The organism is Phyllobacterium sp. T2-21, from assembly GCF_055378485.1.
In genome coordinates, this window is the sequence record NZ_AP027915.1 from 143597 (window position 1) to 163989 (window position 20393).

General features: G+C 58.9%; 17 protein-coding genes. 10 read left to right on the forward strand and 7 right to left on the reverse strand.

Going from position 1 to position 20393, the window contains the following annotated elements:
• Positions 1-116: 116 nt before the first annotated feature.
• Positions 117-947: an SDR family NAD(P)-dependent oxidoreductase gene (locus ACZ5FP_RS22810; protein ID WP_464664755.1), complete on the reverse strand. Its 831-nt coding sequence runs from the start codon at positions 945-947 to the stop codon at positions 117-119.
• Positions 948-1060: 113 nt separating this feature from the next.
• On the opposite strand from ACZ5FP_RS22810, the gene ACZ5FP_RS22815 reads away from it, so the two are divergent.
• Complete coding sequence (locus tag ACZ5FP_RS22815; RefSeq protein ID WP_464664756.1) at positions 1061-1966, forward strand: LysR family transcriptional regulator; 906 nt, start codon at positions 1061-1063, stop codon at positions 1964-1966.
• 108 nt (positions 1967-2074) lie between these two features.
• A complete protein-coding gene (locus tag ACZ5FP_RS22820) occupies positions 2075-3112 on the forward strand; it encodes an ABC transporter ATP-binding protein (RefSeq protein WP_464664757.1) in 1038 nt (345 codons plus the stop codon).
• Between the two features lies 1 nt (position 3113).
• Here ACZ5FP_RS22820 and ACZ5FP_RS22825 read toward each other — a convergent pair whose 3' ends face one another.
• Both ACZ5FP_RS22825 and ACZ5FP_RS22830 read right to left on the reverse strand, forming a co-directional pair.
• On the reverse strand, positions 3114-4757 hold the full coding sequence (locus ACZ5FP_RS22825; RefSeq protein ID WP_464664848.1) for an ABC transporter permease: 1644 nt from the start codon (positions 4755-4757) through the stop codon (positions 3114-3116).
• Positions 4758-4871: 114 nt separating this feature from the next.
• Positions 4872-5846: an ABC transporter substrate-binding protein gene (locus ACZ5FP_RS22830; RefSeq protein ID WP_464664758.1), complete on the reverse strand. Its 975-nt coding sequence runs from the start codon at positions 5844-5846 to the stop codon at positions 4872-4874.
• A 234-nt stretch (positions 5847-6080) separates the two neighbouring features.
• On the opposite strand from ACZ5FP_RS22830, the gene ACZ5FP_RS22835 reads away from it, so the two are divergent.
• The 6 genes from ACZ5FP_RS22835 (at position 6081) to ACZ5FP_RS22860 (ending at position 11947) form a co-directional block, all read left to right on the forward strand.
• Complete coding sequence (locus ACZ5FP_RS22835) at positions 6081-7190, forward strand: ABC transporter ATP-binding protein (RefSeq protein ID WP_464664759.1); 1110 nt, start codon at positions 6081-6083, stop codon at positions 7188-7190.
• 76 nt (positions 7191-7266) lie between these two features.
• On the forward strand, positions 7267-8403 hold the full coding sequence (locus ACZ5FP_RS22840) for an ABC transporter substrate-binding protein (RefSeq protein ID WP_464664760.1): 1137 nt from the start codon (positions 7267-7269) through the stop codon (positions 8401-8403).
• Positions 8404-8468: 65 nt separating this feature from the next.
• Complete coding sequence (locus ACZ5FP_RS22845; RefSeq protein WP_130272636.1) at positions 8469-9290, forward strand: ABC transporter permease; 822 nt, start codon at positions 8469-8471, stop codon at positions 9288-9290.
• Positions 9290-10099: an ABC transporter permease gene (locus tag ACZ5FP_RS22850; protein WP_374042667.1), complete on the forward strand. Its 810-nt coding sequence runs from the start codon at positions 9290-9292 to the stop codon at positions 10097-10099. The genes ACZ5FP_RS22845 and ACZ5FP_RS22850 overlap by 1 nt, the downstream gene beginning before the upstream one ends.
• A 10-nt stretch (positions 10100-10109) precedes the next feature.
• Positions 10110-11156 (forward strand): LacI family DNA-binding transcriptional regulator, encoded by a 1047-nt coding sequence (locus tag ACZ5FP_RS22855; protein WP_464664761.1) that lies wholly within the window; start codon positions 10110-10112, stop codon positions 11154-11156.
• A gap of 17 nt (positions 11157-11173) precedes the next feature.
• A complete protein-coding gene (locus ACZ5FP_RS22860; protein ID WP_464664762.1) occupies positions 11174-11947 on the forward strand; it encodes a phosphodiesterase in 774 nt (257 codons plus the stop codon).
• 46 nt (positions 11948-11993) lie between these two features.
• Here ACZ5FP_RS22860 and ACZ5FP_RS22865 read toward each other — a convergent pair whose 3' ends face one another.
• Positions 11994-13322, reverse strand: coding sequence for a Hint domain-containing protein (locus tag ACZ5FP_RS22865; protein ID WP_464664763.1), 1329 nt, complete (start codon positions 13320-13322; stop codon positions 11994-11996).
• Positions 13319-14302: a helix-turn-helix transcriptional regulator gene (locus ACZ5FP_RS22870; protein WP_464664764.1), complete on the reverse strand. Its 984-nt coding sequence runs from the start codon at positions 14300-14302 to the stop codon at positions 13319-13321. The genes ACZ5FP_RS22865 and ACZ5FP_RS22870 overlap by 4 nt, the downstream gene beginning before the upstream one ends.
• Positions 14303-14616: 314 nt before the next feature.
• On the opposite strand from ACZ5FP_RS22870, the gene ACZ5FP_RS22875 reads away from it, so the two are divergent.
• Both ACZ5FP_RS22875 and ACZ5FP_RS22880 read left to right on the forward strand, forming a co-directional pair.
• Positions 14617-15984 carry a dicarboxylate/amino acid:cation symporter gene (locus ACZ5FP_RS22875; protein WP_464664765.1) on the forward strand — a complete coding sequence of 456 codons (1368 nt, stop codon included), beginning with the start codon at positions 14617-14619 and terminating at the stop codon, positions 15982-15984.
• Between the two features lie 321 nt (positions 15985-16305).
• A complete protein-coding gene (locus ACZ5FP_RS22880) occupies positions 16306-17010 on the forward strand; it encodes a L,D-transpeptidase (RefSeq protein WP_223614934.1) in 705 nt (234 codons plus the stop codon).
• Positions 17011-17107: 97 nt separating this feature from the next.
• On the opposite strand, the gene ACZ5FP_RS22885 is transcribed toward ACZ5FP_RS22880, so the two are convergent.
• Together ACZ5FP_RS22885 and ACZ5FP_RS22890 are read right to left on the reverse strand one after the other, a co-directional pair.
• Complete coding sequence (locus tag ACZ5FP_RS22885) at positions 17108-18007, reverse strand: recombinase family protein (RefSeq protein WP_464664766.1); 900 nt, start codon at positions 18005-18007, stop codon at positions 17108-17110.
• Positions 18008-18536: 529 nt separating this feature from the next.
• Entirely contained in the window at positions 18537-20393 is a 1857-nt protein-coding gene (locus ACZ5FP_RS22890; RefSeq protein ID WP_464664767.1) for an ABC transporter ATP-binding protein, read from the reverse strand.

A 20393-nucleotide genomic window follows, 5' to 3' on the forward strand; every position in this document is an offset into this window, starting at 1 on the left:
TCGTGGTGTTGATCGCTGGCGACGATGTGAGCAACGCATGCCTTGAGCAAGGTCACCGTCTTACGACCGTGACCTTGCCCGAATTGTCCGATTGATGCGGAGTTTGACTGTCTAAATTATTCGCCTTTCTCGAAATCGGTGCTGCGGGTGATCCTTTCCCAGGCATCGATCTCATCGACAATCTGATCCAGTTTGCTGCGGGCACGGCGCAGTGCGTCACTGCCGAGCAGCAGATGAAGAGGTGGATTGTCGGCACGAACCAGGCTGATGATCACCTGTGCTGCGAGATCTGGATTGCCCAGCTGTCGACCCGCGACGGAATCGAAGGCGGCGGAACTCCGTCCGATCGTCTCGGCATAGGCAGCGTCTTCGGCGTCGCTTTTGCGGATTGAATGAGACGAAAGGAAGTCCGTCCTGAATGCGCCAGGGGCGATGGCCGTTACTTTGATACCAAGCGGTGCGATCTCCAAAGCCAATGCTGATGAAAGGCCTTCAAGCGCATATTTGGCGGCAGCATAAACGGCCGATCCGGTGGTTGGCGCGCGCCCGGCAATCGAGGTGATGTTGATGATGTGACCGCGGCGCTGCGCGCGGAGGTAAGGCAATGCCGTCCGAATGATCCGGAACGGTGCAAAAACATCGACGGCAAACAGTCTCTCGACATCCGCATCCGATGCCTTCTCCAATGCACCCAGCAGCCCGTATCCGGCATTGTTTACGATGACGTCGATCTCGCCCGCAATTCCAAAAGCTTTTGCTATGCTGGCAGCTGCGGCCTGGCCGTCGACCAGATCAACATTCAGCACATGCAACGTGCCGCGATCATGATCAAGTTCGAACGACCCCGTACGAACTGTCCCAATCACAGTGTCTCCCTCTGCCAGCGCTGCTGCGGCAAGTGCCTTGCCCAGGCCGCGCGAAATTCCTGTGATGAACCAAGTTGTCATTTCTTTATCCTTTTCAATGAACCAAAGAGAAAATGGCAGAAAGGCTGCGCCTTTATAATGCGCTAAGAAATTACAGTGCTTGTTAGCTCAGCTAAGTAATGTATGATGCTGAAATGGATATCCTGCTCGCCGGACATGACTACAATCAGCTTCGCGCCTTCATTGCCGTCGCCGAATTTCTGAGCTTCTCCCGGGCCGCCGACAGCCTTGGCGTCTCCCCTTCAGCGCTGAGCCAGATGGTACGCAGTTTCGAGGAACGGGTGGAGATGCGCCTCCTCCACCGGACGACGCGAAATGTGTCACTGACGGAGGCTGGTGAGAATCTGCTCCAGCGGGTCAGGCCTGCGGCATTCGAGCTTGGAAGCGCCGTCGCACAGGCTCGCCGCTCAGGCGAGCACCCTGCCGGCACGGTAAAGGTGCATTCGTTCCGATCCGCAGCCCGAAAACACATCGAACCGATTCTTGCCAGCTTTGCCCAGCGCTATCCAGAAGTGCTGCTCGACATCACGGTGGATGACGAGGTCACTGACATCGTCGCAGGCGGTTTCGACGTGGGCTTGCGCATAGGGGAGGTAATCGAACGCGACATGATCGCCGTTCGTCTGGGATCCGAGCTTCGGCAGGTGGTGGTGGCGACGCCTGATTACCTGGCGCGTCATGGACATCCGGAGCATCCGCGCGATCTCGTCAGTCATCGTTGCATACGTTGGCGCTGGCCGGGCCGGGCCACACCTTACGCCTGGGAGTTTTTCGAGAATGAGAGCTGGTTCAGTGTCTCGGTCGAAGGTCCATTGATCTTCAGTGACAAGGAAATGGCACTGGGTGCCATGCTCAAGGGAATCGGGATCGGTTTTCCGATCGAAGACACCGTTGCCGATCACATTGCCGAAGGCAGGCTCGTCAGCCTGCTCGATCCATGGTGCGCTCCGTTTCCGGGGCTATTCCTGTGCTATCCCAGGCAGCGTCATATGGCACCTGCGCTGCGGGTTTTCATCGATGCCGTGCGTGCTGGCGCCTAAATGCTCGGTTTCTGCCAGCGGTCCGCAGACCACCGCCCCGTCACATGGTTGTAACGCGATTGGCGCATAGGCGGTGCCAAAGATCGAAAAGCATTGTAAAAGCGGCGCATGACCGACATTCACATCCAGAATCTGACCAAGCGCTTCGGCGAGACGGTTGCTCTCAGAAATATCTCCATCGATTTCCCCGCAGGGTCGTTTACCTCGCTGCTGGGACCCTCCGGTTGCGGCAAGACCACTCTCCTGCGTCTGATTGCCGGGTTCGAGGCACCCGACGATGGCGCCATCGATTTTGGCGACGAGCGGATCGCCGATGTGCGCCGCCAGAAAATGCCGGAGGAGCGCGGTGTCGGCGTGGTCTTCCAGTCCTATGCCCTGTGGCCGCACATGAATGTGGCCGAGAACGTCGCCTACCCGCTGAAGACCCGGAAGGTTGCCAAGGACGAGATCGCGCAGCGCGTCAAAACGGTGCTGGAAAGCGTCAGTCTCGGCAGTTTCGCCGATCGGCGGATCGAGGAACTTTCGGGCGGCCAGCGGCAACGCGTCGCCCTCGCCCGCTGTCTGGTTGCCGACGCAAAAATCATCCTTTTCGATGAACCGCTTGCCAATCTCGACATGCATTTGCGTGCTTCGATGATCGAGGCTTTTCGGGATATCCATCGGCGCACCCGTGCGACGATCGTTTATGTCACGCATGACCAGTCGGAAGCGCTGGCGCTCTCCGACCGCATTGCGGTGATGAATGCAGGCAACATCCTGCAGATCGCTGCACCGGTGGAGGTCTATCACTCCCCTGCCGATCAGCGCGTGGCCGGATTTATCGGCCGCGGCACGCCGGTTTCCGGCACGGTTGTCGAGAGGCAGGCGTCATCGGCTCTCGTTGATGTGGCGGGGTATCGTCTTGCAGCGCGCGGCGTTGCCGATGGCTCCGACACGATCAAGCTGCTGCTGCGTCCCGAAGCTCTCCGTCTCGCCGATGACGGGCTTGCTGCCACAGTACAGGAAAGCACCTATCGCGGTGCCGTCTACGAAACCCGGCTTGAACTGGCCAACGGCGAGCGTCTGACGCTCGACAGCCCATCGGCGCTGCGCATTGGTGAAACCGTGCATGTCGCCGTTGCCGACGCCTGGATTATTCCCGGCTGATCTACCGCCAGGGCAATACACCAGGCGGGAGCTTTTTGCCGAGACGGTCGAGAACCGCCAAAAGTACCACGACAATCAGGATTGTCGTCACGGCAATGGCCGCCGCATGGGTACCAAGCCCAGCCTCTTCGAGGCTGAACAACACGACGCCGAGTGTTTCATGCCCGCTTGACCAAAGCAGTGCCGAGACCGTCAATTCGTTGAATGCGCTCATGAAGACAAGCAAGGCGCCTGCAACCGCCGCGGGTGCCGTCAATGGACCGGTGATGGTCATGAGACGGCGCAGCGGACCTGCACCGGACACAGCGGCCGCTTCATTGAGATCGCGCGACAGCTGCCCGATTGCCGTTGTGACGGGTTTCATGGCCAGGGCGAAGAAGCGCATGAGATAGGCGACCAGGATAATCCACGCGGTGCCGTAGAGGCTGCCGATCAATGGCAGCGGCCGCAGGAACAACAGGATGCAGGCAATGGCAAGCACGATGCCCGGCAAGGCATAGGGCAGTTCGATTGCGCCATGCAGGACGCGTTGCGACAGGCGCGAGAAGCGCTCCAGGCCCACGGCGACCGGAACGGAGCCAATGGCGAGGATAAGAGCAGCACTTCCGGTGAGAATGGCCGAGTTCCAGAAGGCGCGGCTGGTGGAAGCCTGCCGGAACAGAACTTCCTCGAAATTGGAGAATGTCAGGGTGGACCAGTTGAGCGGGACACCGAAAGACGGGATCAATGCCGTGGTTATCAGGGCAAGCACCGGCAGGATCAGCATGAACAGGATGGCGACCCAGCCAAGGGCGGCGAACAGCCAGCGGTAGCGGCCAAGAGCAAAGCGCGCGGGTGTTCCCGCCGTAAATCGGTGGTTGACCTTCTTCAGTGCCAGGGCCTGCAGGACGACACCAAGCAAGGCAAGCATAGCAATGAGGACCGAGAGCGCAGCAACCTGCGGCAGCACGCTGGGACCAAAACTGGCGATGCGCTGGTAGATCATCGTCGTCAGAGTGAGATAATTGACCGGCATGCCGAGCAGAGCCGGAATGCCGAAATTGCCAACACCCGACACGAAGGCAAGCGCCGTGGCAGCAACGAGATAGGGCCGTACCATCGGCAGGATGATCGTCAGCAGCACGCGCAGCGGCGATGATCCGGAAGAATGCGCGGCCTCGACGAGATCGCGGGGAACGCGGGTGAGCCCTGCCCGCAACGTGATGAAAACAATGGGTGCATGCTGGATGGCATAGAGCAGGATGATGCCATTGCGGCCGAGCAGCGGATTGGACGTGCCCGGCGGCGGTGCAAGACCGAAAGCACCAAGCAGCGTGCTGGATGGCCCGAACAGGTGCAGCCATGACAGGGCCATCACCTGTGGCGCAATCATCAATGGCAGCAGCAGCAGGAAGCCGAGTGTCTTGCGCCCCGGCAGGTCGGTCATGGCGATGCCGATGGCAAAAGGCGCGCCGACCACGAGGGCAAGCAGCGCGCCGAAGAAGGCCGTATCCAGGGTGTTGAGCGTGGCCCGCATGACCGAGGCACTGGAAAGCCGCCCGGCCATGGCGGCAAGATCAACCTCGCCGCCGGGCGCGACGGCTGTCACCAGCAGTCGCAGCATCGGCAAAAAGCTCAAGGCAAAGATGATGGCGAGAACCAGCACGGCGGACAATCCGCCATCCCGCCGGAAATAACGCCACAACCTGTATGCCGGGGAACCCGCATGTGTGGATGCGGGTCCGGCATTGTCTATGGAATGTGTAATGGCCAAAGGCGTTTACTGCCCCATCACTTCGCTGAACTTTTCCTTGTTCTTGGTCTCGTTGGCGAGCGCGCCGGCGGCATCGAACTTCATGACCTTGATCGAGGCGCGGTCCGGATAGCCCGCTGGCAAGGCAACGTCGGCACTCGCGGGGATATAGCCCATCTTGGCTGCGAGCTCCTGACCGTCCTTCGACAGGAGGAAGTTGATGAAGGCTTTTGCCGCTTCGGGATTTTTCGCCGTCGAAAGAATGCCGGCCGGCTCGGTGACAGCCGAAACGCCTTCCTTCGGGAACACGAACTCGACCGGAGCGCCCTTGGCCTTTTCGCGGATCGGCATGTAGTCGACGATCATGCCATAGAGCTTGTCGCCGCCGCTGACGGCTTTGAGGATATCGCCATTGCCGCCCGCAGCCTGCGCACCGTTCTTGGCCAGCTCGGCATAATAGTCCCAACCCTGCTTGAGATTTTCGGTGAGTGTAACGGTGTGAATCAGGGCGGCACCCGATGTCAGCGGACTTGGCATGGTGACAAGACCTTTGGCTTCCGGCTTGGCGAGATCGGCCCAGCTCGTCGGCACAAACGGTGCCTTGGTGTTGTAGACAATGCCTGTCGTGATCAGCTTGGTAGAGAAGTAGGTGCCGTCCTTGTCAATGAGTCCCGCGTCGATACCCGAAGTCTTTGCGTCCTTGAAGGGCAGCAGGCGGCCTTCCTTCTTCAAGCCTTCCATCGTCACCACATCGGCAATCAGCAGAACGTCGGGCTGCGGCTGGCCGGCTTCGATTTCGGCGCGCAGCTTGGCCATGATCTTGGGCGTTCCGTCGCGCACCCATTCAACCTTGATACCGGGGTTCTTTGCCATGAATGCATCGGCGGTTTGCTGCGCATCGGTGTTGGGCTGGCTGGTATAGAGGACAAGTTTGCCATCTGCGGCAAACACCGGCTGAAGACCGGCGGCAAGCAAAACTGAAGCGATGAGAATGCGGCGCATGATAACCCCTTTTGTCAGGACGAGACGAACCCGCTTTGATTTTTGCAGGCTCATAATGATCGGTCACCCCTATACAAGCCGGATAACGGTTCTATGACATCTAGACAAAAGTTGTAAGGTTTTCATCGAGCGAATTGGCCCGGAAGACCCCGTCAAAATTTTTTACTTGTCATCCCGCTGTTATAAACAGACAGTACAAAGAAAAAATTGCACAGCTGCGCAATGGGATGGAAAATGACTGAAACTGCTTTCCTCAAAGTCGAGCGAATGAGCGTGGGGTATGGCCCGACGACAGTACTCGACAATCTAGACCTCGACATTCACAAGGGTGAATTCGTGGCGCTTCTCGGCTCGTCCGGTTGCGGCAAGACAACGCTTCTGCGGACGATTGCCGGCTTCTCCAAGCCGTTCAGTGGTTCCATCCAGGTTGCGAACCGCGATGTCACCCAGATGCCGCCGGACAAGCGCGGCATGGCGCTGGTGTTCCAGTCCTATGCGCTGTGGCCGCACATGACCGTTGCCCAGAATATCGGCTATGGGCTGAAGTTGCAGAAGCGCTCCAAGGATGTCATCGACGCGCGGGTCAACGAGATGCAGAGCCTGCTGGGCCTTGGCGGTCTCGGCGCACGCAAGCCGGCTCAGCTTTCTGGCGGGCAGCGCCAGCGCGTGGCGCTCGGCCGGGCGCTGGCCATCGATCCGGAAATTCTGCTGCTGGATGAGCCGCTTTCCAATCTCGATGCCCGTATCCGCCTGACGGTACGCCACGAGATCCGGTCGCTGCAAAAGCGGCTTGGCATCACCGCCATTCACGTCACGCATGACCGCGAGGAAGCCATGGTGATGGCTGACCGTATCGTCATCATGAATGCCGGGCGGATCGAGCAACAGGGAACGCCTGAAGACGTCTACAACAAGCCCGCATCGCTGTTCGTTGCTGCGTTCATGGGCGCGGAAAATGTTCTGTCCATGCAGGCGCGTGTCAGTGGCGAGCAAATCGAGCTGGCGGAAGGCGCCTTCAATCCTTCGACGGTCACGGCATTGTCGGGCCGCGCGCTGGCAAGCGGGCCGGTGCAGCTGCGTTTTCGGGCGGAAGCCGCGCGCCTTGCCGGCAGCCGCGATGCGGTTGCCGCCGAGCCGGGTGCACTCGAATTGCGCGGCCGGATTGCCAGCGTCAGCTATCCCGGTGGTCATTGGCGCCATGCCGTGCGGCTGGGCAATGACGAAATCCTAGTCGATGCGGATACCGCCTTTGCGGAGGGAGAAACCGTCAAGGTGCATATCCCCGCGCATTCGCTTTTCATTTTCAACGCACCGCAGGTTGCTGCGGCCGCACATGCCCATTGAGGACAGGTGGCCGGTCCGCCGGCCCCTGCCCCATAGACTGCCAAAACAAAACATCCATGCTCAACGGGAGTTCACGATGAAAACGTTACTACAGGCTTCACTTATCCTCGGACTGGCGGCCACACCTGCGGCTGCCGGTGACCTCACCGTGTTGACGGCGGGTGACCAGAACATGGTCGATTACGTCAATGATTACCTCGCCCCGATCTTCGAAAAGGAAAATCCGGGCACCAAGGTGCGCGTTGTCGGCACGGGCCCCGGCGATGCCGGTTCGCAGAAGATCGTCGAGCGGTTCGACGCGCAGGCCAAGGCCAACACGGAAAAATGGGATGCCGACGTGGCCGTCGTCCACGAGAAGTTTGCCGGTCCCATGGTCAAGGAAGGCTATCTGGAATCCTACCGTGCAAAGATTCCTTCCGGCGTCATGGTGACAAGCGACAAGGCAAAAATGGCGCTTGGCGCCAATGTCGATGGTTATGTCATGCCGATGTTCTCCAGCCAGACGGCAATCGCCTACAACCCTGCGCTCATCCCCAACCCGCCGAAGAGCTATGAAGACCTGGTTGCCTGGGCCAAAAAGAACCCGAAGCAGTTCGGTTACAACGGCATCAAGGGCGGCGCCTCGGGCGTCAGCTTCGTCATGGGCTGGATTTATGCCTTCGGCGATGGCGATGCCAAGAAGCTGATGAATGGCCCGTTCGAAGAAGCGGAAACCAAGAAGTGGGACAAGGCATTTGCCGGTCTGAAAGATTTCACCACCAATGCGACCCTGACGCCGGGCAATGCCGGAACGCTCGACATGCTGAGCCGCGGCGAAATCGCCATGGGCCCGGTCTGGGTTGATATGTTCTATTCCTGGAAGGCAGACGGCAAGCTACCGCCGGAAATGAAGCTGTTCCTGCCTGCTCCCGGCATGCCCGGTCAGCCGATGCACTATGTCATCCCTGCCAAGAGCCCGAACACAGCGCTGGCTGAAAAGTTTGTTGCCCTTGCCACCAGCCCGAAGGTTCAGGCTGAAGGCATCGTCAAGCGCTTCAACTGGTACCCTGGCATCGATGCGAAATATGTGCAGCCGGAACTCGACAAAGCCAGCTGGGACAAGCTCTTCGTCGATATTTCCCCGGAAGATCTTGCCACCAAGGCAAAGCCCTTCCCGATTGCCAAGTACAATTCGGCAATTCTCGAAGCATATGAGCGCAACGTAGCCAACTAATAGCGCGTGCCCTTCGGACCACCGGCGCATGCCGGTGGTCCCCTCCCCTCTTCTGGAATATGCCGATGCAGAAACGCCTTCTCGCCATTCTTCTCGTGATCCCGGCACTGGTCATGATCGTGCTGTTTTTCATCGTGCCGCTTGGCGCGTCGATTGTCGGTGCCTTCGTTGTCGGCGATAGCTACGGCATCGGGAATTTTTCCAAGTCCTTCGAGCTTTACTCCAGCGACATGATCTTCACGCTGCTGATCGTCGGCGTGTCCACCCTGCTGATCGGCTTTTTCTCGATTGCCATCGGCGGTTATCTCACGCTGGGCGAGAATCCGCGTGCTGTCGCCGTACTGCGCTGGCTCTACCGCTGGCCCATGTTCATTCCGTTTATCGTCGTGGGTCAGATCCTGCGCACATTCCTGGCCAAGAACGGCCTGATGAACAATATCCTTGTCAGCCTGGGCGTGCTGACACCGCTTCAAACGGTTGGCTTTCTTGACTGGCGCGGCATTGTCATCGCCTTCGTCTGGAAGCAGACACCATTCGTGACGCTGCTGGTTGCGGGCGCGATGGCCTCGCTCGACCGCAGCACCATTGAAGCCGCGCGCAATCTTGGCGCCTCGCGGCTGCGCATCCTCATCGAAATCATTGTCCCGCAAATCGCGGGAACCCTGCTGGTCGGCCTTATCCTCTCCTTTGTCACCATGATGTCGGTGCTTTCGGTGCCGTTAATGATCAATGCACAGTCCCCCACCATGCTGACCGCCGATATTGCGTTCCGCATCAATGCCCATGGCGACTATGGCGTTGCCAATGCGCTCGGCATGATATCGCTGCTGCTGACGGCCGGTGTCGCCCTGGTCTATCTGCGCCAGTCAGTGAAGGAGCGTTCGTGATGACCCGGATCGATTTTTGGTGGGTTCCCCGCGCGCTCGTCCTTGGCCTGCTTGCCTTTGTGATTTTCGGGCCGCTGACCAACCTCCTGCTGTGGACCGTCGCGGAGAAATGGTATTTTCCGCATATGCTGCCGCTGGAATATGGTTTCAGCTTCTGGCAGCGGGTGTTCTCGCCGCGCGGCAATGCCATGGAATCGCTGGTGACGAGCATTGTCGTGGCCAGCCTGACCGTAGTGGTGGCCCTCGCGCTGGCCGTTCCCGCCGGTTACGCGCTGTCGCGGCTGAAACTGCCGTTCCGCAGCCTGATCCTGCTTGCCTTCCTCATTCCGCAGGCTTTCCCCAATCTGCCCGTCTATGTGAACATCGCGCGGTTCTTCTACCAGATTGGCCTGAACGGCACGATCATGGGCGTGGTGCTGGTGCACGTCACCCATGGTCTCGTCTATGCGGTGTGGATTGCCACGGCAGCGTTCTCCGCCGTGCAGATCGATCTGGAGGAAGCCGCCCGGTCCATTGGTGCCGGTCCCCTGCGCGCCTTTCGTGACGTGACCCTGCCGCTTGCGGCGCCCGGGCTTCTCGCCAGTGCTATCTTTGTGTTTCTGGAGTCTCTGGATGAGTTTACCGGCAGCTATTTCGTCGGCGCGCCCGATGTGAACACGCTGCCGCTCTTGCTCTATACGGCAGGGTCCGGCGGCAACTATCAGATTGCATCGATCACCGCGCTGCTGCTACTCATCCCGTCTATCGGCTTTATGCTGGTGGTGGAGCGATTCTTGCGCGCCGATGTGCTGTCCAAGGTCGGACACTAGAGGAAGAAGCATGGATTCGAACGGCGACGATCTACCGAAGAAGACCCAGCACTATGTCAGTGCCGTCGAGGTGGCAAGAAAGGCTGGCGTGTCCCGCTCTGCGGTGTCGCGGGCGTTCACACCCGGTGCCAGTGTTTCTGCCAAGAAACGCGAAAAGATCATGGCTGCCGCCGAGGAGCTCGGCTATCAGGTCAACGATCTGGCGCGGGGTCTTTTGGCAAGAACAAGCCGGCTGGTCGGCCTTGTCGTTACCAATCCGGAACTGGGCTACCGCTCGCATCTCGTCGCAGCCTTGACCAAGGCGCTGATCCATCGCGGCAGCGTACCCATCGTCATCAATACAGGCCGCACGGAAGAGGAACTTGTCGCGGCGCAAAAAACGCTGTTCGGCTACCGCGCCGAGGCAACGATCATTCTGTCCGGTTCTCCCCCCTCCTCTTTCGTCGAGCTGGCACGGCGCAACGGTCAGCCGCTCATCGTGCTCGGGCGGTCTGAAACCGGGGCCGATGACGTCAATATCGACAATGAAGGCGCAGGCCGCGAGGCTGCCCGGGTTTTCCTTGCCAATGGATTGACGGCATTGGGCTTTGCTGGAACCGTGTCCCGTACGCCGACGACCATCGAACGCGAGAACGGCTTCTGCCAGGAAGCGGCTGCGCATGGCGCGACCGTCATCATGGGGCATGGCGGCAATTCCGATTATGCGGGCGGGCAGGAAGCCGCGCGGCAGCTTTTTGCCGGCAGCGAACACCCGCAGGCCGTATTCTGCGTCAACGATCTGGTTGCCTTTGGTCTTATCGATCACGTGCGGCGGCACACAAGCCTGAGGATTCCGGAGGACCTGTCCGTCATCGGGTTTGACGACATACCGGAAGCGGCGTGGGAAACCTACAATCTCACGACCTTCCGCCAGGACCCGGCTGTCATGGCTGCACACGCCGTGGCCCTGCTCGACCAGCGGCAGGCCGAGCCGGATTGCCCGCCCATGCACGACCGGCTGAACACGCACATTGTTGTGCGTGGCAGTGCACGCATCCCCCATTCATTCAAGCCCTGATACGTCCGAGACATTCCATGAAAATTATCCAGGTTACCGATCTGCATCTCGTCACGCCGGGCGATATTCTGTGTGAGCGCGATCCGCTGAAGAATCTTCAGGCCTGTATCGCCGACATCAACGAGAACCATGCGGATGCAGAACTGGTGATTTTCACCGGCGATCTCAGCGATAACGGTCATGAGGACAGCTACCAGGCATTGGCGGGTGAACTGGAGAAGCTCATTCCGTCGTATAAACTGCTTCTCGGCAATCACGACAACCGCAGCGCATTTCTGCGGGTTTTCGCTTCCGTTACGCCGGAGGGCGGTTTCGTCCAAAGCGTGGTTGATACGGCGGAGGGGCGCCTGATACTGCTCGACACCCTATCGGAAGGTTTTGTCGAAGGGCGTCTGGATGAAACCCGGCAAGCCTGGCTGAAACAGCGTCTGGCCGAAGCGGCCGGCCGGCCGGTTTTCCTCTTCCTGCACCATCCCCCCTTCCCTATTTTCCTGCCGCTCCTCGATGGGCTCGGACTTGTCGAATCGGAAGCGCTTCATGCCATGCTGCGCGAGCATGGCAATGTCAGGCATATTTTTGTCGGCCATGCGCACAGGCCGGTGGCGGGCAGCTGGCGCGGCATTCCCGTGAGCGTCATACGCGGCACCAACCACCAGACGGCACTGGATTTTTCACCCGACAGGATCATGACGACGCTCGAACCGCCGGCCTATGCCGTCGTGTTTATCGACCAGGATACCGTGATCGCCCATTTCCACGATTTTCTCGATCGCACGGCTGCCTATCGCTAGGGGCTCGCCGAACGGTTGCCCGCCGCGTAGGAGGATTTCTCCTATGTTATTGTATTCGTTTGTAAAAAGGAAATATATTGGATATATTTTCGGCAGGTTCCGGTTTCTTGCCGAAGCAGTAGCCCAATGCTTGCGCGCGCTGGTCGAGTTCTTCTCTGATCCAGTCGAGGATCGGGCCGCAATAGACCGGAGGATGGCAGTGAGACGAATTTACCGCACGTTCCGGTGATGTGAACATGAGGGTTCCGGGTTCCAGGAACGTGACCCTGTTGCCAAGATCGAGGTAGCTTTCCGCATAGGCACCTTCCGCGATGAGCACGCCATGCTGCTCCAATTCAATATGGTAATAAATGAATGGTTCGAGCGTTGCGTTCTGCGTGATGGACGTGCCGTTGATGAGGAGCTTTGCCGGGACAAGTGACCCATTCAGAAACAGGCAATGATCCGGCGACACATGGAGGTCGCGGTTCGGTGCGCCGTGATTAAGCGCGCCCGGACGGATGCGGATAGGTGCATGATCGCGCAGCTTGTCGATGGTTATGGGATCGATCCTGCGGCTTCCGATCCAGATGATGGGTACGGCTTCGCCGTTCATCGTATAGACCAGATTGCCGATCCGGAGCCTCTCGACGGCTATCTCCCCTGCCGGTGTGGAGATCAGCGTTCCCGCGACAAAACAGGGTGTTGTGATAGTGATCTGACCGTCATTATCCACCCGGGCAAAGTCGAATTTGGCAGCGGGATCGATTGTGAACTTTGCGCCCGTACTGAGCACATCTTTGACTGTGTTGGTGGCGCCTTTGATTGTCGTTGCAATGGGATTTAGAAGGCCAGTCAAAAGACCGGGTTTTTCAGCAGGCTCAGGCTCGGTGGTCTTTCCAGTCTTGAAGAGAAGTGTGTCATCCTTCAGTTCGGCGGAGGTTGCGCCATCCACTTTGATCTTGTCGCCTCCGTGAAGATTGATGATCTTGATGGGGCTGGCCACGTTGATACCGAGATTGCCGGGCTGGTATTCGAATGTGCCAGTGCCGTCTGAGTTGCCAAAATCGATGGTCGTCGAATTTGCAATGTTAACGGCGGCAGGCGGCGCACTGAGGGTGAGTGTACAATCCTTTCCTACTCCATAGGTGATGTGCCCGAGCGCTTTTATATCAAGTCCCGCAGGGTTCACCGTCAGATGGGCGCCATTGACGAGGTCAATTCTTGCAATGTTGAGTACGCTGAGGTCGACCGATTTGCTGTCCAGGGTGACCTCCCTGCCAGTGACGAGATAGTGGCCATCGCCTCGTTTCTCCAGTCCGGCGGGCGGGTCTTTGACGGATGTTTTGGCCATGCTTCTGTTTCCTTCTGAAAATGGATTGGTGATGAAAATCAAACGGGCGTGGCTCCTTCCGCTCCGGCGCGGAGATAAGCGCGGAGGTCGATGGACGGCTTCTGTCCGTAAATTTCGCGATAGGTGGCGGCGAAGCGCGCCGGGTTTGAAAACTGCAGACTGCTCGCGACATCGGTGACGGTTCTGGCCTTGCCCATCTTGATCAGGTCATGCGCCTCTGCGATGCGGTAATGCGACAGAATTTGGATTGGCGTTGCGTCACGGAAATGCCGGAATATTCGCTGCAGTGTCCGTGTACTGCACCCTGCGGCACCCGCGATATGATCGACCGTTACCGGAACGTAGAGATTGTTGCGGATGAATTCTTCGGCACGGCGAAGCTGTCTTGGGCATGGCTGCCGTGTGGAAGGATCGCCATGGCAAAGATTGTGCGGCGCTGACGCGTAGAGCTGCGCGATCAGCAATTGCTCGTAGCTCATGACCAGCGGCGGCGTCTCCCCCTCCCCTTTCCTGAAAAGCAGAAGATTGAGTGTGCGGTACAGGCTGGACACGGCGTGCCTGCGGAAATCGGCGACAGCCGCAAACCGGGGCTCATGAAAGCAGAATTGTCCCGACCACAGGCCAAACTGATTGCGCAACAGGGAAAGTGGAATCTGGAATGCGAGCCAACGACACCCCTTGGTCATTTTGAGCGAAGCGGCAGGGTCGTTGATGATAGCTCCGGTGCAGCCGTCCGGGATGAGCGATGCGAGGCGCGATCTGGTGTTGCCGCATTCGATCACACCGCTGAGCACAAAGACATAAAGGAGGTGGTCTGCCTTTCCGTCCGAAACGATTTCCATCGGATGGGAGGCCGAACCTTTCAGGACCTGTGTCTCATTGAGGCGGTAGATCTCGTCCAGGGGTAAACGAGGAAATATTGCGGGTCTCTCGGCAACCGGTGTTCCCGTGGCGGGCATTTGTGCCGGAGGATGGGACAGGCGGTCGCGAGCAGGATTGTCATTCCGAATTGTATCGATCATTGCTTCAATCCTTGAAAAACAGATGGTGATTGAAATCGATGCGCCAGACAAAATACAATTTTAAATAGAATATATTTTATACGTAATTTGAGGTTGTATTGTTAGCTAGGGATCGCTGTCGCGTAAATGCAACTTTAGTACAAGGGAATTATTTGCCACGAATCGCACTGTTTCTGGAAAGAAACAGTTGAAGAGCACCTGAATTCAGGAACTGATTGTTCTGCGGGGGCGTTGATTGGTGATAGGTTGGCGCCCTTTGCAGGAGTCGCCGAGGCGACCCAATTCCTTGTGTTCCCCTTAGCGAGATAGTTGAAATGAGCAAGCCATCTTCTGGTCCTATACCGGCCGGTCCAAAGCCCTTTTACCGTTCATTTGGTTTTCAGGTTATTGCCGCGATGATCGTCGGGCTCCTGCTCGGCCTCGTCGCCCGTAATCTTGGCCCCGATGCGGCCGGCAATCCGAATTGGCTCAGCGTAACGCTGCAGACCGTCGGATCAATCTTCGTGCAACTCCTGCGGGCACTGGTTCCGGCGCTGATTTTCACCGCGATCGTGGCGAGCATCAGCAACCTGCGCGCCCTCAACAATGCAGCCGCTCTTGTCTGGCAAACGCTGCTGTGGTTCGCCATTACGGCGCTGGTGTCGGTGGTGATCGGTATTGCGCTTGGACTTGTTATCCAGCCCGGAATCAATTCCAGCGTCCTTGCCTCTGCCGCATCCGTTCCGTCGTCGACCGGCTCGTGGCTCGATTTCCTGAAAGGGCTCGTTCCTGCCAACATGCTCGGTTTGCAGGCGTCGACCAAAGTAACCGGCGGTTCGGCGAGCACGTATCTGTCGTTCAACGTGCTGCAGATCGTCATCATCTCCATTGTGGTTGGGGTCGCGGCGCTGCGCGTCGGATCGGTGGCGGAGCCATTCCTTGATTTCAATCGCGCGCTGCTGGCTGTGGTGCGGAAGATTCTCTGGTGGGTAATCCGCTTGACGCCAATCGGAACGATCGGGCTTCTCGGCACGGCGGTGGCGCAGTATGGCTGGGAAACGCTGGCACAGTTGGGCTGGTTTTCCGCTGCGGTCTACATCGGTCTTGGACTGGTGCTTTTTGTGGTCTATCCGATCGTGCTTCTGGCCAATGGTCTCAATCCGGCGCGGTTTTTCGCGGGAGCCTGGCCGGCGATCCAGCTTGGTTTTGTCTCCCGCTCATCGATCGGAACCCTGCCGGTCACCGAAGCCGTGACGGAAGGCAATCTCGGGGTGCCGCGGGAATATGCGGCGTTTGCCGTGCCGCTGGGAGCGACGACGAAAATGGATGGCTGCGCCGCCATCTATCCGGCCGTCGCCGCGATCTTCGTCGCGCAATTCTACAACGTACCGCTGGGTGTTCAGGAATATCTTCTGATCGCCTTTGTATCGGTGATCGGTTCCGCGGCGACCGCCGGGCTGACCGGCGCGATTGTCATGCTGACATTGACGCTCTCCACGCTTGGTTTGCCTTTGCAGGGTGTCGGGCTTTTGCTGGCGGTCGATCCGATTTTGGATATGGGCCGCACGGCGGTGAATGTTGCGGGGCAGGCACTGATTCCGACGATCGTCGCCAAGCGACAGGGAATTCTCGATCAGGACCGTTATGACAGCACGACGACGATTGACGTCATTGATCCGGCTGCCGTGCCCGCTGCAGTCTGAGGATATCTGCAATTTGATAAAGCGCGGCAGCGATGCCGCGCTTTTTTTGGCGTTGACAGCTGTCAACTGCCTCCCGATTCGGCGGTAACGGTTGGACAGCGCATGGTTATGAACGCGCACCGACCATGCCAGTTGCAGGGTGATTCTGGAATCAGTTGACAGCTGTCAACCCGTTGAATCCCTACACGCGCGCCGTATGGTTAAAATACATCGCGGGCGATTCACTCTTTGTAAACCACACTTCCATAGAGTTTTACGCAATTGCCACAGTTGTAAGCGAGTACCGAGTTGTCCAAGCGTAATCAGGCAGTCAACCATAGTCTGCACACTCCCGCCATCTCCCGGCGCCATCTCTTGCTGGGCGCAGGCTCCCTCGCAGTTCTCGGCGTATCCGGATGCTCGCAGACATTCGAGCTTCCCGACATGAGCGTTGACACCATGTCGACCGGCAGTATTCGGCCGCAGATCAGCGTGGATAAATCCATCACGGTTCCCGACGTTATGTACGCCGCCGTGCAGGAGGGGCCATATTCGCTCCCGGCGATTCCCTATCAGAAGGTTCCAGCCGAGTTCCGGCGGCAGATCGTCGTTGATCCGACAGGCGAACAGCCGGGGACAATCGTCGTGCGCTTGCAGGAGCGTTTCCTCTATCTGGTGCAGCCGGGTGGTGATGCCATCCGCTATGGTGTTGGCATCGGCAAGGCCGGGTTCCTGTGGAGCGGCCGCGCCAACATCCAGTACAAGAAGGAATGGCCGCGGTGGACGCCGCCGCGCGAGATGATCCAGCGCAAGCCTGAACTGGTGAAATTCGAAAACGGCATGGAACCCGGACCGCAGAATCCGTTGGGCGCGCGCGCGCTCTATATCTACAAGGATGGTGTCGATACAGGCTATCGCATCCATGGGTCGCCGGAATGGTGGTCGATCGGAAAGTCCATGTCATCCGGCTGCGTGCGTCTCATCAATCAGGATATTATCGATCTCTATAGTCGCGTGCCTGGCAAAGCCACGGTTGTCGTGGGGTAGGGAAGTGCTCCAGGAATCATTGCAGGGTTGGATATCGGGCCGGGACCTATCGTCTCCGGCCTGATTGCTTTCATGGGCATGCCCGTGCGCGTGGGGTTCAGACGCGGATGAGCCCGAGCTTGCGTGCTCTGTCCATGAGGTTCTTGACCGATGATGCCGCCCAGCGGGCTGCGCCGCGCGGCGTCCGCTCGTGCATGGCTTCAAGCTGACCGGCGATGTCGCGCAAGGTCAAATCCGGGTTGGCATTGGCAATGCCGGTCACCAGCATCATCAGCCGATCCTCCGGCGTGCGGCGAGGGGAGGGGGCTATCAGGCGCGCATCCGCAAGCCCCTCATTGACCAGCAGTCGTACCGAGCGGCGCAAGCGGTCGGCATTCCAGATTTGTCCGGTCTGATGGCGCAGGCTGCGAGCCACCTCGTCCCAGGGGTATTCGGGACGCATGCGCCGCACGATGGGCAGCCAGGATGACATCCCAGCCGTCAGGTCCGCCAGATGGCCACGCCTGCGCGCCGCGGAGAGCTTTGCCAATGCCTCGGGCTGCTTCTCACGCAGGCCGGGATTGCCGGGAAGCCTGCCCCGCGCACGGGCGGCATTGATCCCCGCCTTGGTACGTTCGGAAATCAGGGCGCGTTCCAGCTGGGCCACGGCGCCGAGAACCTGCAGGGAAAACATGCCTTGCGGCGTCGAGGTATCGATGGGGTCATGCAGCGACCGGAAATGCGCACCCTTTTCCTCCAGCTGTTCGATGACGGTCAGGAGATGACTGACGGACCGGGCCAGCCGGTCGAGGCGTACCACGACCAGCACGTCACCGCGGTTGATCTCCCGCAGGAGGCGGGCGAGGACGGGACGGGCGCGCGATGCACCCGAGCCATGCTCTTCGAAGATGGTGCCGCAGCCCGCGGCCCTCAGTTCCAAAAGCTGGGCATCATTGGCCTGTTCTTCCGTCGAGACGCGGGCGTAGCCAATCAAGATGGGTCTGGATGCTGCGGTCATGGCCGCGATCCTAGCAATCGTCCTGCAACTTGCAATGCCAGACGTGGGGATTGGGCGGTAATCCCATCCGCAAATGGGAGTGCCGGAAGGCCCTCATGATGGGCGCCGGGGCATACCATCCATGGAAGGGGAGGGGGTGGAAAAGGCAAATAACTTATCCACGTACAGTCCGGATCTGCTATAATTCCTGATGGACAGGCTGCCGGGAGCGCCGTGCTAGTCCATCATGCAGAAATTAAATCTGCTTTGCCTGCGTTTTTGATAATATTATTCAATAAATACAATGATATTCGTTCAAATCGCATCTATAGTATCATGCGCATTCCGGAGCATGACAGCTCTCGCTTTGACCCCCATATTCTCATGGTTTGACGCGTCTTCAAACAGTTTTTCGACAAGGTTGGCCCGATACTGAAATCGAGTCCCTGCAGAGGCCTTCTTGAAAGATAGATGAGCCAGTTTGGGTCGTTGCACCGATTTTGACGTGAGTACAGCAAGACGACCAGCGGCAGCGAGGCAAGGCATCCGCTCACTGCTGAACAAAATGGCCTTTCGTCACTTCCACATAGTCACGCTGCGGTACTTTGTAGCCGACCGGGCGCACTGGACTTTTCAACTCACTGATTACGGTGTTGCGTTTGATGGCCCGCCGCGCCGGATCAGGCACGGGGACGGCATTCATCAGTGTCTTCGTATAGGCGTGTTGAGGATTATCGAAAACCGCCGCGCGCGGCCCGATCTCGACAATCTCGCCGAGATACATGACGGCCACGCGGTGGCTCACCCGTTCGACGACCGCCATGTCATGCGAAATAAACAGGAATGACAGGTTGAAATCCTGCTGCAGGTCGAGGAGCAGATTGACCACCTGCGCCTTGATCGACACGTCGAGCGCGGAAACGGACTCGTCCGCAACGATGACTTTGGGGTCGAGCGAAAGTGCCCGGGCAATGGCGATGCGCTGGCGCTGCCCGCCGGAAAATTCGTGCGGATAGCGGGAGAACATGTCGGCGGACAGGCCAACGCGCTCAAGCAGATCCACGGCTTTCTCGCGGGCCTGTTTCTGGGTTCCCAGCCGATGGACGATGAATGGCTCTGCGATGGTCGCACCGATGCTCATGCGCGGGTTGAGGCTGGCGAAGGGATCCTGAAAGATCATCTGGATGCTCTTGCGCACGGTGCGCAGGGCGATCTGGTCAAGGCTGAGGACATTGGTACCGTCGAGGATCACCTCGCCGCTGTTGGGCTGCACCAGACGGGTGATGGACCGGCCGGTGGTCGACTTCCCGCAACCGGATTCACCGACAAGGGACAGTGTCTCGCCCTGGAACAGGTCAAATGACACGTTCTCGACCGCGTGAACCGCGCCGGTCTTGCGCGAGAACAAGCCTGAACGGATATCGAAACGGGTGGTCAGGTTCCTGACTTCAAGGATCGGCGTTTTGCGCCTGTCGACCGTATCGGCCACCGGGGCCGGAACGGTGGTCTCGCCGGTTTGAATGTCGACAATAGGGAAGCGCAGTGGCCAGTGCTGCCCTTTCATTGAACCGAGGCGAGGCACGGCTGAAAGCAGCGCCCGCGTATAGGGATGCTTGCCGCGATGGAAGATATCGGCGGTGAGGCCGCTCTCGACCGCTTCGCCGCGATACATCACAATGGTGCGATCCGAGATTTCAGCGACCACACCCATGTCATGGGTGATGAAGAGGACCGCCATGCCTTCCTCTTCCTGCAGCACCTTGATCAGATCGAGGATCTGTCCCTGGATCGTCACATCGAGAGCCGTCGTCGGTTCGTCGGCAATGAGGAGCTTGGGGCGGCTTGCAAGCGCCATCGCAATCATAACCCGCTGGCGCATCCCGCCGGAGAACTGGTGCGGATACTCGTCGAAGCGCGCTGCGGCATTGGGAATGCGGACCTTTTCCAGCAGGCGTATCGTTTCGGCCCACGCCTCCGCCGGTGTCATCGCGCGGTGACAGGTCAAGGCTTCCGAGATCTGCCGCCCGATGGTGAAAATCGGATTGAGGCTGGTCATCGGCTCCTGAAAGATCATCGCAACATCGTTGCCGCGGATATCGCGCATCTGCCGGTCGGAGCGTGAAAGAAGATTCTTGCCGTTGAGAACGATATTGCCCTCGATGCGGCTGGTTGCTTTTGCCAGCAGACGCATGACGGAGAGCGATGTAACGCTTTTTCCGGAACCGGATTCACCGACAATGGCGACGGTCTCGCCCGGCATGACCTCGAAGGACACGTCGCGCACCACGCTTCTCCAGCCGCCGTCGACGAGGAAGGATGTGGTGAGCCCTTCGACAGACAGCACCGGTTTGGCTGTCTCTTCGGAAGAGTGATTGGTTGAAGGAGCCGTCACAGGGTTCACCGTCAT

Excerpts from the sequence above, each read along its gene's own strand:
- ACZ5FP_RS22810 (WP_464664755.1), bottom strand. The coding sequence starts at position 947 with ATGACAACTTGGTTCATCACAGGAATTTCGCGCGGCCTGGGCAAGGCA.
- ACZ5FP_RS22815 (WP_464664756.1), top strand. The coding sequence starts at position 1,061 with ATGGATATCCTGCTCGCCGGACATGACTACAATCAGCTTCGCGCCTTC.
- ACZ5FP_RS22820 (WP_464664757.1), top strand. The coding sequence starts at position 2,075 with ATGACCGACATTCACATCCAGAATCTGACCAAGCGCTTCGGCGAGACG.
- ACZ5FP_RS22830 (WP_464664758.1), bottom strand. The coding sequence starts at position 5,846 with ATGCGCCGCATTCTCATCGCTTCAGTTTTGCTTGCCGCCGGTCTTCAG.
- ACZ5FP_RS22835 (WP_464664759.1), top strand. The coding sequence starts at position 6,081 with ATGACTGAAACTGCTTTCCTCAAAGTCGAGCGAATGAGCGTGGGGTAT.
- ACZ5FP_RS22840 (WP_464664760.1), top strand. The coding sequence starts at position 7,267 with ATGAAAACGTTACTACAGGCTTCACTTATCCTCGGACTGGCGGCCACA.
- ACZ5FP_RS22845 (WP_130272636.1), top strand. The coding sequence starts at position 8,469 with ATGCAGAAACGCCTTCTCGCCATTCTTCTCGTGATCCCGGCACTGGTC.
- ACZ5FP_RS22850 (WP_374042667.1), top strand. The coding sequence starts at position 9,290 with ATGACCCGGATCGATTTTTGGTGGGTTCCCCGCGCGCTCGTCCTTGGC.
- ACZ5FP_RS22855 (WP_464664761.1), top strand. The coding sequence starts at position 10,110 with ATGGATTCGAACGGCGACGATCTACCGAAGAAGACCCAGCACTATGTC.
- ACZ5FP_RS22860 (WP_464664762.1), top strand. The coding sequence starts at position 11,174 with ATGAAAATTATCCAGGTTACCGATCTGCATCTCGTCACGCCGGGCGAT.
- ACZ5FP_RS22870 (WP_464664764.1), bottom strand. The coding sequence starts at position 14,302 with ATGATCGATACAATTCGGAATGACAATCCTGCTCGCGACCGCCTGTCC.
- ACZ5FP_RS22875 (WP_464664765.1), top strand. The coding sequence starts at position 14,617 with ATGAGCAAGCCATCTTCTGGTCCTATACCGGCCGGTCCAAAGCCCTTT.
- ACZ5FP_RS22885 (WP_464664766.1), bottom strand. The coding sequence starts at position 18,007 with ATGACCGCAGCATCCAGACCCATCTTGATTGGCTACGCCCGCGTCTCG.
- ACZ5FP_RS22890 (WP_464664767.1), bottom strand. The coding sequence starts at position 20,393 with ATGACGGTGAACCCTGTGACGGCTCCTTCAACCAATCACTCTTCCGAA.